The organism is Phocaeicola barnesiae DSM 18169 = JCM 13652 (assembly GCF_000374585.1).
GTDB lineage: Bacteria > Bacteroidota > Bacteroidia > Bacteroidales > Bacteroidaceae > Phocaeicola > Phocaeicola barnesiae.
Genome location: NZ_KB894643.1, coordinates 86,594 through 98,466, shown reverse-complemented (window position 1 = coordinate 98,466; position 11,873 = coordinate 86,594). Strand labels below are relative to the sequence as shown.

The window sequence follows — 11,873 nt, the reverse complement described above, 5'->3', positions numbered from 1 at the left end:
TTTATAGCTGTTAAGCATTTGTTTTTATTCTTCACATTTTGCTCTGTACACGGTCAGACATGCATCCGGGCACACAATGGCGCACGATGTACATCCGTTGCACGTATCTTCTACGACCTGCTGTACATAGTTATATCCTTTCTGGTTTACTTTCGGGGTAAGAGCCAATACGTGTAGCGGACAAGCTACTACGCATAAGTTGCAACCTTTGCACCGCTCTGTATTCACTACAACCACACCTTTCATTTTAGCCATAGTCCTTATATTTTCTTTATTGATTAAACATGTCTTTGTTATAAAAATTGAGGATATCCATTACCATCCGGTAGGCTTCTTGAGCGGGGCTTTCAGGGTTCAGGCAGATTGCTTCCTGATAATTGTTGAGTGCATACTGCCAGTTACCTTCCTTGCGGTACGCATTGCCGAGCAGATAATAGGCTTCGGCGGCTGTATCTGGGTCCAAAGAAATTAGTTTATTTAATTGGAGGATAGCTTCTTGAGTATGTCCTTCCTTTATTAAATCTCTGACTGCCTCAAATCTATTGTTCATGGGTATAGGTATCTCGTTTCTATCATTGCAAAGATACTTTTTATTTCATACCAAAATCTTTTTTTTCGGATAAATAGCAATTTAAAAACGAAAATAATTTTTCTTTACATTTATAATGCTTTGTATGACAACTTGTTATCTATAGAATTGTATTGTTTCATTTGAAAACGTTGTTTTTGCAATTATTTGCTGTTTTAGAGAAGCCGACAGGTCTTGAACCGGTAAAGATAGGGAGGCTGTCAGGACAATAAGATAAGGTAAGCTGCTTTTTGTTTTGCATTTGAGTGAATTTATTCTACCTTTGCCGAATTAACGGAATGAAAATGATTGTTAAATAGAGAGAATAACTAACTATCGTGATAGAAAATGAATAAAATTATTTCAAAAGAACATTTTTCAGAGAAGGTTTTCAAACTGGTCATTGAAGCTCCTCTGATTGCCAAATCGCGCAAAGCGGGACATTTCGTTATTGTGCGTGTAGGCGAGAAAGGTGAACGTATGCCGCTCACTATTGCTGCGGCAGACCCTGTTAAGGGAACTATTACATTGGTAGTGCAGGAAGTGGGACTTTCATCTACCCGCTTGTGTGAGTTGAACGAAGGCGATTACATTACTGATGTGGTCGGTCCGTTGGGTAAAGCTACCCATATTGAGAATTTCGGAACGGTAGTTTGTGCCGGTGGGGGTGTAGGTGTAGCTCCGATGCTTCCTATCGTACAGGCGTTGAAGGCTGCCGGTAACCGGGTGATTACCGTATTGGCCGGCCGTACCAAGGACCTGATTATCCTTGAAAAGGAAATGCGTGAAAGTTCGGATGAAGTAATTATCATGACCGATGACGGTTCTTACGGTAAGAAGGGGTTGGTGACAGAAGGTGTCGAAGAGGTAATCAAGCGTGAGAAGGTGGATAAATGTTTTGCCATCGGTCCGGCTATCATGATGAAGTTCGTTTGCCTGCTGACCAAGAAATATGAAATTCCGACTGATGTTTCATTGAATACCATTATGGTGGACGGTACCGGTATGTGTGGTGCTTGCCGTATTACAGTAGGCGGTAAGACTCGTTTCGTATGTGTGGACGGACCGGAGTTCGACGGCCATCAGGTAGATTTCGATGAGATGTTGAAGCGTATGGGAGCTTTCAAGGATATCGAACGTGAAGAGATACATAAACTGGATGAGAAACCGGATACATGCGAGGCTGTCAAGACATCCGATGACCGTAATGCGGCTTGGCGTGAAGAATTGCGCAAGAGCATGAAGGCGAAGGAACGTACGGCCATTCCGCGTGTAAAGATGAATGAACTGGATCCGGAATACCGTTCACACAGCCGTAAGGAAGAAGTGAATCTGGGACTCAACGAGGAACAGGCGTTGACGGAAGCCAAGCGCTGTCTGGACTGTGCCAATCCTTCTTGTATGGAAGGTTGTCCGGTAGGTATCCATATCCCTACTTTCATCAAAAATATCGAACGTGGCGAGTTCCTCGAAGCAGCCAGAGTCTTGAAGCAGACCAGTGCGTTGCCCGCTGTCTGTGGTCGTGTCTGCCCGCAGGAAAAGCAGTGTGAATCGAAATGTATTCACCTGAAGATGGGTCACGAAGCAGTGGCAATCGGGTATCTGGAGCGTTTTGCTGCCGACTACGAACGTGAAAGCGGACAGATTTCTGTTCCGGAAATAGCAGAAAAGAACGGTATCAAGGTAGCTGTTGTAGGTTCAGGTCCTGCAGGACTTTCGTTTGCCGGCGATATGGCTAAATTGGGATATAGCGTGACTGTTTTCGAAGCTTTGCATGAAATCGGTGGTGTATTGAAATATGGTATTCCTGAATTCCGTCTACCCAACAAGATTGTAGATGTAGAAATTGAAAATCTTTCGAAGATGGGCGTGGAGTTTGTGAAGGACTGTATTATCGGAAAGACCATCAGCGTAGACGATTTGAAAGCGGAAGGCTATCAGGGTATTTTCGTTGCGTCGGGTGCCGGTCTGCCTAACTTCATGAACATTCCGGGTGAGAACTCCATCAACATCATGTCTTCCAACGAATATCTGACTCGTGTGAACCTGATGGATGCTGCCAGTGAAGATTCGGATACACCGGTAACTTTCGGTAAGCGTGTGGCTGTCATCGGTGGTGGTAATACAGCGATGGACTCTGTCCGTACTGCCCGCCGTCTGGGCGCTGAAAAGGCGATGATCATCTACCGTCGTTCAGAAGCAGAAATGCCTGCCCGTCTGGAAGAAGTGAAACATGCCAAGGAGGAAGGTATCGAATTCCTGACATTGCACAACCCGATTGAATATATTGCCGATGAGAAAGGTCGCGTAAAACAGGTGGTGTTGCAGAAAATGGAACTGGGTGAGCCTGATGCTTCAGGCCGTCGTAGTCCGGTACCTATTCCGGGAGCTATCGAAACCATTGATATCGATATGGCGATTGTCAGTGTAGGCGTTTCGCCGAATCCGATTGTTCCGCATTCTATCGAAGGGCTGGAATTGGGACGTAAGGGTACGATTGCCGTGAATGATGACATGCAGTCGTCTATTCCGACCATTTATGCCGGTGGTGATATCGTACGTGGTGGTGCTACGGTGATTCTGGCTATGGGCGACGGTCGTCGGGCTGCCGCTGCCATGGACAAGCAGTTGCGTGGATAAAATGCTGGATTGATTTCAGATGTTACTATACAGGGCTGCTTCCTTTTGACGGGAAGTAGCCCTTTTATTTGTGGGTTTGCCTTGTTCCGATGAAGGGGATAAAAAAAGAACCCATGCTTCTGAAGCATAGGTTCTTTTTCTTTCATATTCGTTGATTCTGTTTTTATCTCATCTGAATCCGGAGGATTTCGCCGATATACAAGGTGTAGTTCTTTGATGAATCAGCCGATTGGTTCAGTGTTTTCAGTTCTTCGGCAGTCATCTTCTGGGCAGTGACTTTTTTGCATTCGATGACGATACTTGGTTGTGTTTGTCCTGTCAGATAGAATGAAATAGTATAGTTATCAGAATGTTCCATTACGGTGCTGATTGCGATACGTGACTGGTCTACCAGTGTGTAAGTGACATCTTTGGTAAACAACTTTCCGAAACCTCCCCAGTTTTCTGCTTTCATATCGATTTCTTCATCGTTGGCTGTAACAGTAATTCGTCCGGCTGCGGCCAACTCGCTTAAATTCATAGGGAGTTTGTCTATCGTAACGGTATGCAGTTCTTTTGAAGTATCAGGCTGTGCAATTGGTTGTGCAGGAACCAGTGGAGTGGCTGGTATCTCTTCGCGTACATGCGATGTTCCCAGTGTATTGGCTATTTCTGTAAAGAGCTTATCTTTCAGGTCAATGGTCCCTTTCCGGAATTTTCCGCAGATAGGTGCCAATTTAGTCTGCTTTTTGTTCAAGGCCATTTCATCGGTAATCCATTCTTCTGCATCATACCGTTGTCCTCCATCTCGGTTTTCATCATACCAGTACCGGATGCGTGACATAGTAAGGTCGCATTTCCCGTTTTGTATTTCAAAATACAGTTGATAGTAGATTCGTGTCCGGTCAAGTGATAAGGCACTGGAAGAAAAAACGATGTATTCTTCTCCCATGGCTACAATTTCACCTTTGTCTTGATTGGTATATACTACCCGATGTTGTGGAAGTTTTTCGTTGGGCTTAAAATACTGGTCTGACCAATTTAGAAGTAGATTATACAACTGTTCTTTGGACAGAGATGGAGCTTCCAGTGTCTGTTTGAAGGTGACTTTACCGTCTACCATTGTAATGGCGTTCTTCAGATACTTTGGATCTGTATTATCCTTTTTTTCATTGGCTGTCAATGCCAGTGGGAAGCATAGCAATAGGATGAGTAAAAATTTGTTCATGGCTTTTAGATTAGTTTTTTCTAGGCAAATATAAACTAAAAAAGAGAAGCTTTATGGTAAAACTTCTCTTTTTTATTGCTTGGCCTGTTTATTTTACAGGAATTTTATCAATACGTCTTTGGTGACGTCCTCCTTCAAAATCTGTATTGAAGAATTCGGTCATGATTTTATCTGCCATATCCGTGTCAATATATCGTCCCGGCATAACTAGTACGTTGGCATCGTTATGTAATCTTGACATATGAGCTATTTCCGGTATCCAGCAAAGTGCAGCACGTATACCCTGGTGTTTGTTTAAGGTCATTCCGATGCCTTCGCCGCTTCCACAGATAGCAATTCCCGGATAACATTCTCCGTTTTCTACGGCTACTGCCAACGGGTGTGCATAATCCGGATAATCACAGCTGTCTGTGGTGTATGTGCCGAAATCCTTGTATTCCCATCCTTTAGCTTCCAGCCATTTCTTTACATACTGTTTCAATTCAAATCCTGCATGGTCGGACGCTATTCCTATTATTTTCATTCGAACATTGATTTTACTTGGTTATAGACATTTTCTGCTGTGAATCCCAATTTCTCATCCAGTACTTTGTATGGAGCCGAGAAACCGAAGGATTCCAGTCCCCAGATTTTACCGTGGGTTCCTACGAGCCCCAACAGGTTGATAGGAAGTCCGGCTGTCAGACCGAATTTCTTGATACCGGCCGGAACGACGCTGTCCTGATATTCTCTGCTCTGGTTGCGGAACAGGCCTTCGGAAGGAATTGATACTACACGGGTCTTGATACCGTCTTTCTTCAAGAGTTCGGCACCTGCAACCAGGGTAGAAACTTCAGAACCGTTTGCTACAAGGATGACATCCGGATTTTCCTGAGAACCGGCTACAATATATCCGCCTTTTTCAGCCTGGCTATAGTCGGTTCCTTCAGGCAGCATATTGACATTCTGGCGTGACAGAATCAAGGCGGTAGGAGTATCGGTGTTTTCCATGGCCATCTTCCAGCAGACGGTTGTTTCTTCTACATCGGCCGGACGCAAAACGAGCATTGAGTTCTTTCCGTGATGATTCTTCAGTTTTTCCATCAGTCGGATTTGTGCTTCCTGTTCTACCGGTTCGTGTGTAGGTCCGTCTTCTCCTACGCGGAACGCATCGTGCGACCAGATGAATTTCACCGGAAGTTCCATCAGGGCTGCCATACGGATAGCCGGTTTCATGTAGTCGGAGAATACGAAGAAGGTTCCACATGCAGTGATGACACCGCCGTGTAATGCCATACCGATGCAGCAGCAAGCCATGGTCAATTCCGCAACACCGGCCTGGAAGAATGCACCGCTGAAGTCTCCGTTCGTAAAGGCATGTGTCTTTTTCAGGAATCCGTCGGTCTTGTCCGAATTTGACAAGTCGGCCGATGCGCAGACCATGTTCGGAACCTGTTCTGCCAGGACTCCCAGTACTGTAGCCGATGCGTTACGGGTCGGTTCATTGGCTTTCTGTTGGATGGAAGACCAGTCAATCTTCGGAGCTGCACCGCTGAACCATTCATCCTGCATGGCTGCCTTTTCCGGATTGGCTTCTGCCCAGGCTTTTTCTTCGGCGTAACGGGCTGCTACAATGTCTTTCAGTTCTTCAGCTCGTTTAGTATAGATTTCCTTTACATCGTCAAAGATTGTAAACGGGTCATTCTGGTCTGCTCCCAGATTAATCATCGTGTTCTTGTAAGCTTCAGCGCCTAATGGAGCACCGTGAGTCTTGCAGCTGTGTTCGTATGATGTATTGTCTCCTTTACGTGCTCCCTTACCCATGATGCATTTACCGATAATCAGGGTCGGGCGTTTGTCTTCAGCTTTGGCGGCAGTAAGTGCTTCACGGATTTGGTCACAGTCATTACCGTCTATTTCAATGACTTTCCATCCCCATGCACGGTATTTCATGGCTGTATCTTCTGAAATTACCTCTTTGGTTTCTGTAGAAAGCTGGATGTCATTGGAGTCGAAGAACATGATCAGGTTGTTCAGTCCCAGATGACCTGCTACACGGCCTGCACCCTGAGAGATTTCTTCCTGGATGCCGCCGTCTGAAATATAAGTATAGATAGTTTCTTTGTCGAAGGTAGGGTTACCTGTGCGGGCTGCAAGGAACTTGGCAGCCATGGCGGCACCTACAGCATATACATGTCCTTGTCCGAGCGGGCCTGAGCTGTTTTCGATACCACGCATAACGTCTACTTCCGGATGTCCCGGAGTAGGTGAACCCCATTGGCGCAATTGTTTCAATTCATCGATAGAGAATTTGCCGATCAGAGCCAGCTGTGCGTACAGCATCGGAGCCATGTGTCCCGGATCCAGGAAGAAACGGTCACGGCCTACCCATTTCGGGTTCTGCGGGTCGTACTGCAGGAATTCAGAGTACAGAACGTTGATGAAGTCAGCTCCACCCATGGCACCACCCGGATGTCCTGATTTCGCTTTTTCTACCATTGAAGCAGCCAGAATACGGATATTGTCGGCTGCATGATTCATTGCTTGTTTGCTGTTCATGTTAAGTAAGAATTGGTTTGAATGCAACAAAAGCAGGTCGTCTGCTAGCGTTAGTTTTTAAATTATTGGCAAAATTACTCTTTTATACGTAATTTTCCATATACTTAGCGCTCTTTTCTTGTTTTTTCTCGGTGGGTTTCAATAAAAAAGTAGTGTATATGAGGTTTTCCCGGTTTGTTTTGAAGTTTATTGCGGTATTCCTGAAAATCCTTCCGTATGCAGGGAATATGATGGGGTGGAAGCTTGTAGGGTAGTAGGGGCTGGTAGTTGTATAACAGAAACGGAGAGATACAAATATACCTCTCCGTCAGCTTTTTTCATCCTGAAAACATCATTTCCTTTTTTGTGCACTCTTCAACAGTTCCCGATGGAATTTCATTTCGGCCTTCTGTATCTGATAAATTTTCTTGGCCGAGAGGAATTGTTTGTATTTGCGGGCATATTCCAGTTCCAGCTGGTCGATGGTGATGCGTGTCTGGAGTACGTCTTCTATGATTCTGTCGTATTCAGCTTCTGTAGTACCGGCTTCTTTCCCTTTTCTGAGTTTCTGCCATGCTTCTTTGTTGTAGGAACGTTTCTTGTCTTGCAGTTCGAAATAGAGGGGGAAGAAGTTCTTGGCTTCTTCTGGTGTCAGTCCGGCGCGTTCGGTCAGGAACATCTGTTGCTGTTTCCGGAACTCTTCCTGGCTCATCATCTTTTTCTGTGCCTGTATGGGAGTCATGCAGAAACAGATTATCAGGGTCAAAAAACAAATGATTCTTTTCATGTACATATTTTTATTTATAGATTTCCATATCGGCATCTGTCAGATACTGATACAGGGTATAGTCATCCATCATGGTCTGGTCTACTATCGGGTCGATGTATTCGTCCGGTAAAGTGGAACTGAACAGCTGCAGGCTTGAAGCAGATTCCTCTTGAGTGGTTTCTGTATCGTGCAGGAACAGACGTGCGCCGAACATGAGTCCGCAGAACATGGCAGCCATATACATCCATGGGCGTATGCGGTGCCAGAGTGTCGTTTCCGGAACAGCTTGGATTTCTTTTTCAGGAAGTTGTTCCATGATATTCCGCGTAAAGTTCTCGAAGTATCCTTCCGGAGTCTTGAAAGGATTTTCCTTGCCGCATTTTTCTATCAGATATTTTTCTTCCTTCATACTTCATTGATTTTATTCATTTGACAAAATAACCGGCGAATGGTTTAATCGGTTTCTTCAAAAAAAGCCGCGATTTTTTTGACCGCATGGTGATAGGATGCTTTTAGGGCTCCTACGCTGGTTCCCAGAATCTCGGAGATGTTTTCGTACTTCATTTCCTTGAAATATTTCAGGTTGAAGATGATCCGCTGCTTTTCGGGTAATTGCAGCAGCGCTTTCTGGAATTCCTTCTGGATTTCATCGCCGTCGAAGTAGGGGTCGCTTTCCAGTTTCCCCAAGAGTGTGGTATCTACATCGTCCAGTGAAAGCTGGTTCTGTGCCCGTTGCTTGTTCAGGAAGTTCAGGCATTCGTTCAGGGCAATGCGGTACAGCCAGGTAGAGAGTTTGGCTTCACCGCGGAAGTAATCCAGGTTGCTCCAGGCCTTGATGAACGTATTCTGCAGGATGTCGTTGGCATCTTCGTGCGAAAGTACCATGCGCCGGATTTGCCAGTATAGCTGTTGGCTGTATTGCTTCACCACTTCTTCGAACGCTTTCCGTTGCGTCGTCGGGTCTTGCAGCTGCTGGGTTATTTCGTCTTCGTTATAATTCTCCATGGCATTCTTGTCATTCGTAGCTTTTTCTAAGACTGTTTCGGGTGTCGTGAGGTTTAAGTGGGTTGATGAATTTTAACAACTAGAGTTCTATTTTCAGGTTCTCCTGAGCCAAGGTGGTGTTCGGGAAAACAGCCGAGGCTTCCTCCAGCAGGATGCTTTCGTCCTCGTAACGGGCCGAGTAATGTCCGATGACCAGACGTTTCACTTCCGCGTCCTTCGCTATCTGTGCGGCCTGACTGGCGGTGGAGTGCATGGTCTCTTTGGCACGGGCTGCTTCGGTCTGTGCGAAGGTAGCTTCGTGGAAAAGCAGATCCACTCCTTTTATCTGTTCGATGATGCGTGGCAGATAGGAAGTGTCCGAACAATAGGCGTAGGCACGTGGAGGGTCGGCAGGAGTCGTCAGGCGTCCGTTAGGGATGACGGTTCCGTCCTCGGTCACGAAATCTTCTCCGTTCTTGATGCGGTTTATCAGGTAGACGGGTACTTCGTAGAAATCTATCATATCCCGCAGGATGTGGTTGGGCAGCGGTTTCTCGCGGAACAGAAAGCCGCAGGTAGGGAGTCGGTGTTTCAACGGGATGGTTTCCACCGTGATGGAACGGTCATCGTAGATGATGGTCCGCTCCTTCGGGTCGAACGGATGGAAAACCACTTGGAAAGGCATCCCTTTGCAGAAGAAAGCCAGTTGGGGTTCCATCAGCCGTTGCAGTTCCGGATGGCTGTAGATGTGGAGGTCGGCAGTCCGGTTGGTCATGGCGAAGGTGGAAATCAGTCCGATGAGGCCGAAACAGTGGTCACCGTGCAGATGAGAGATGAAGATATGGTTCAGCCGGCTGAACTTCAACCGTGACCGGCGCAACTGTATCTGTGTGCCCTCTCCGCAATCTATCATGAAGAGTTTCTCACGGATGTTCAGTACCTGCGAGGTAGCCAGATGCCGGGTGGTAGGTAAGGCCGAACCGCATCCCAGAATATGTATATCGAAGTTTCCCATATAGGGCAAAGGTACAAAAAATCTGAAACGGTTGTAACGGTTGCGGAAAGATTGATGGAAAATCTATCGATTTTGCTTTTCGGAAAATGAGGAATTACGTTTTGTCATTTTGATAATCCGGAAGGGTGAGAATCGCGAGTTTCCGGCTCTTGTCTGGGATGACAAGGAAAATGCGGTTCTCAGAAGAAGTGTTGTTGTCGAAAAGATTCTCAAATTTGTTTGTTTCGGTCATTTGGTTGTTGTTTCGTTTGTGTTGATTTGCTTCTGTTATAAGAGGCTTGTTGTCTCTTTCTTTTTGTTGGACTGAAATCTGCCTGTTCTTGTATCAACTGGCATTTGCAGGCCTTGAAAAAGGCGTTTATACAGGCACTTTTTAAGATGACCGGTCATCTTCCTTCACTTTCCTAGGTGTTTTCATCGGTTTGACTAGGCGAAACTATTTTTTATCCTCACGTTTTTGCTGTTTTTCCGGTTTCCGAACAGGCGGTTTTTAAGGGTATTTTGCATATTGGTTGTATGTATATGCGTATTTTCAGACTTTATTGCTTCCAGATTTGAAAGGTAATAGATATGCTCTGTTAGTAAATCGATGAAAATAAGTTTGAAATGATAATTGAATATAGAAAGTGGTGTCATTTTGTTTTTGCGCTGAATAGCTTTACACTATTCAATATCTGGCCAGATTTCCTCAATCATCTTTTGCGTGTTGCTGGTCTAAAGGAAAAGTGTACAGTTAAAGCCTCAATTTCTAATCAGAATAGGTATGTATACAGTAATGATATTTTCGTGGTTGTGTTTTTATGGATTTAAATCATGCAAATTGAAACGTAATAAAAATCACTAATATATGATGATTTATGGCTTATTTTATATTTTTGTAACTTAATGTTGATAATGTATCTGAACATATAAAAACTCTTGTTGCTTGTATAGACGGTGAAGTTGATAGGGAGACGCTACAATCAACATTCGGAATTAGGCATCGGACATATTTTCGTAATACATATCTTAAAACGTCTATGGATGAAGGCTATATAGAGTTTACTTTACCTAATGAGAAGCAAAGTAAGTTGCAAAAATATCGTCTTACGGCAAAAGGTTTGGCATTGAAGGAGAGTTTGAAAAATAGCAAATAACGATTTAGTTAATAAAAATGAACGAAGAAAATAAAATAATCCTATATCAGGACGATAACGAAATAACTCGTGTATCGGTTCGCTTTGCTGACGAAGATTTATGGCTGACACAGAGCCAGCTAGCAGAGATATACCAAACTAGTAAATCAAATGTAAGCGAACATATTAAGCATATATTTGAAGATGGAGAGCTTGATAAAAATGTGGTTGTTCGGAATTTCCGAATAACCACTCAACATGGAGCAATAGAAGGGAAGACACAATCACGAGATGTTGCTCATTACAACCTCGATATGGTCATAGCTTTGGGATATCGTGTCCAGTCTCAAATAGCCACACGTTTCCGGCGTTGGGCGACACAACGTTTGCATGAATATATTCAGAAAGGTTTTGCGATGGATGATGAACGGCTGAAACAGGGAGGAAACCGCTATTTCCGAGAATTATTGCAACGTATCAGGGATATTCGTAGTAGTGAACGAAATTTTTACCAGCAGGTTACGGACATATATGCTACAGCTACGGACTATGATCCTCGCAGTGAAATGACTAAAACTTTTTTCGCCACCGTGCAGAATAAACTGCATTATGCGGTTCATGAGAATACAGCTGCTGAGGTAATATACAACCGTGTTGCCAATGAAAAGCCGTTTGTCGGAATGACCAATTTCAAAGGTAATTACGTAACCAAAGATGATGTAAAAATAGCGAAAAACTATTTGTCAGAAATAGAGTTGCAACGACTGAATCTGTTAGTTTCAGGATTTCTCGATTTTGCAGAATTCCAGGCATTGGAAATGAACCCTATGTCTATGAAGGACTGGATAGAAGCTCTTGACAATCAGATTATAGCTCACAAACGAAAAATCTTGGTCGGCAAAGGCAATATTTCACATAAACAAGCCATAGAAAAAGCTGAAAAGGAATTTGAAATATACCGCAAGCGAGAAATGGATATGCTTGAAAGTGACTTCGACAAAGAGGTTAAAAGATTAAACAAAAAATAAAGTGACTAAAGTTTTGCAAGGTAAACATTC

The 11,873-nt window shown here is 44.3% G+C and carries 12 protein-coding genes; 3 read left to right on the top strand and 9 right to left on the bottom strand.

Annotation, left to right across the window (positions count from 1 at the left end; all coding sequences use genetic code 11):
• Window positions 1–24: 24 nt before the first annotated feature.
• Complete coding sequence (locus C510_RS0100420; RefSeq protein ID WP_018709361.1) at window positions 25–255, bottom strand: 4Fe-4S binding protein; 231 nt, start codon at window positions 253–255, stop codon at window positions 25–27.
• 16 nt (window positions 256–271) lie between these two features.
• Window positions 272–550: a tetratricopeptide repeat protein gene (locus C510_RS0100415; RefSeq protein WP_018709360.1), complete on the bottom strand. Its 279-nt coding sequence runs from the start codon at window positions 548–550 to the stop codon at window positions 272–274.
• A gap of 366 nt (window positions 551–916) precedes the next feature.
• Here C510_RS0100415 and C510_RS0100410 point away from each other — a divergent pair, with 366 nt between their 5' ends.
• Window positions 917–3,208: a bifunctional dihydroorotate dehydrogenase B NAD binding subunit/NADPH-dependent glutamate synthase gene (locus tag C510_RS0100410; RefSeq protein WP_018709359.1), complete on the top strand. Its 2,292-nt coding sequence runs from the start codon at window positions 917–919 to the stop codon at window positions 3,206–3,208.
• Between the two features lie 163 nt (window positions 3,209–3,371).
• Here the strand turns inward: C510_RS0100410 and C510_RS0100405 are convergent, their stop codons facing one another.
• The 7 genes from C510_RS0100405 to C510_RS0100370 form a co-directional block, all read right to left on the bottom strand.
• Window positions 3,372–4,415 (bottom strand): DUF4468 domain-containing protein, encoded by a 1,044-nt coding sequence (locus C510_RS0100405; protein ID WP_018709358.1) that lies wholly within the window; start codon window positions 4,413–4,415, stop codon window positions 3,372–3,374.
• An 88-nt stretch (window positions 4,416–4,503) separates the two neighbouring features.
• Window positions 4,504–4,938, bottom strand: a complete 435-nt coding sequence (gene rpiB / locus C510_RS0100400) for a ribose 5-phosphate isomerase B (RefSeq protein WP_018709357.1) — start codon at window positions 4,936–4,938, stop codon at window positions 4,504–4,506.
• A complete protein-coding gene (locus tag C510_RS0100395; protein WP_018709356.1) occupies window positions 4,935–6,953 on the bottom strand; it encodes a transketolase family protein in 2,019 nt (672 codons plus the stop codon). Before C510_RS0100395 ends, rpiB begins: the two co-directional genes overlap by 4 nt.
• Window positions 6,954–7,284: 331 nt before the next feature.
• A complete protein-coding gene (locus C510_RS0100385) occupies window positions 7,285–7,719 on the bottom strand; it encodes a hypothetical protein (protein WP_025892518.1) in 435 nt (144 codons plus the stop codon).
• Between the two features lie 10 nt (window positions 7,720–7,729).
• Complete coding sequence (locus tag C510_RS0100380; protein WP_018709353.1) at window positions 7,730–8,110, bottom strand: hypothetical protein; 381 nt, start codon at window positions 8,108–8,110, stop codon at window positions 7,730–7,732.
• Window positions 8,111–8,154: 44 nt separating this feature from the next.
• Complete coding sequence (locus C510_RS0100375) at window positions 8,155–8,706, bottom strand: RNA polymerase sigma factor (RefSeq protein WP_018709352.1); 552 nt, start codon at window positions 8,704–8,706, stop codon at window positions 8,155–8,157.
• 79 nt (window positions 8,707–8,785) lie between these two features.
• Complete coding sequence (locus C510_RS0100370) at window positions 8,786–9,700, bottom strand: ribonuclease Z (protein WP_018709351.1); 915 nt, start codon at window positions 9,698–9,700, stop codon at window positions 8,786–8,788.
• A gap of 908 nt (window positions 9,701–10,608) precedes the next feature.
• Here C510_RS0100370 and C510_RS17845 point away from each other — a divergent pair.
• Both C510_RS17845 and C510_RS0100350 read left to right on the top strand, forming a co-directional pair.
• Entirely contained in the window at window positions 10,609–10,836 is a 228-nt protein-coding gene (locus C510_RS17845) for a Fic family protein (RefSeq protein ID WP_341455143.1), read from the top strand.
• 17 nt (window positions 10,837–10,853) lie between these two features.
• A complete protein-coding gene (locus C510_RS0100350; RefSeq protein ID WP_018709347.1) occupies window positions 10,854–11,843 on the top strand; it encodes a virulence RhuM family protein in 990 nt (329 codons plus the stop codon).
• The last annotated feature ends 30 nt before the right edge of the window (window positions 11,844–11,873 follow it).

Coding starts and splice junctions, on each gene's coding strand:
- C510_RS0100385 (WP_025892518.1), bottom strand. CDS start 7,719: ATGAAAAGAATCATTTGTTTTTTGACCCTGATAATCTGTTTCTGCATG.
- C510_RS0100420 (WP_018709361.1), bottom strand. CDS start 255: ATGGCTAAAATGAAAGGTGTGGTTGTAGTGAATACAGAGCGGTGCAAA.
- C510_RS0100395 (WP_018709356.1), bottom strand. CDS start 6,953: ATGAACAGCAAACAAGCAATGAATCATGCAGCCGACAATATCCGTATT.
- C510_RS0100410 (WP_018709359.1), top strand. CDS start 917: ATGAATAAAATTATTTCAAAAGAACATTTTTCAGAGAAGGTTTTCAAA.
- C510_RS0100405 (WP_018709358.1), bottom strand. CDS start 4,415: ATGAACAAATTTTTACTCATCCTATTGCTATGCTTCCCACTGGCATTG.
- rpiB (WP_018709357.1), bottom strand. CDS start 4,938: ATGAAAATAATAGGAATAGCGTCCGACCATGCAGGATTTGAATTGAAA.
- C510_RS0100370 (WP_018709351.1), bottom strand. CDS start 9,700: ATGGGAAACTTCGATATACATATTCTGGGATGCGGTTCGGCCTTACCT.
- C510_RS0100375 (WP_018709352.1), bottom strand. CDS start 8,706: ATGGAGAATTATAACGAAGACGAAATAACCCAGCAGCTGCAAGACCCG.
- C510_RS0100380 (WP_018709353.1), bottom strand. CDS start 8,110: ATGAAGGAAGAAAAATATCTGATAGAAAAATGCGGCAAGGAAAATCCT.
- C510_RS0100350 (WP_018709347.1), top strand. CDS start 10,854: ATGAACGAAGAAAATAAAATAATCCTATATCAGGACGATAACGAAATA.
- C510_RS0100415 (WP_018709360.1), bottom strand. CDS start 550: ATGAACAATAGATTTGAGGCAGTCAGAGATTTAATAAAGGAAGGACAT.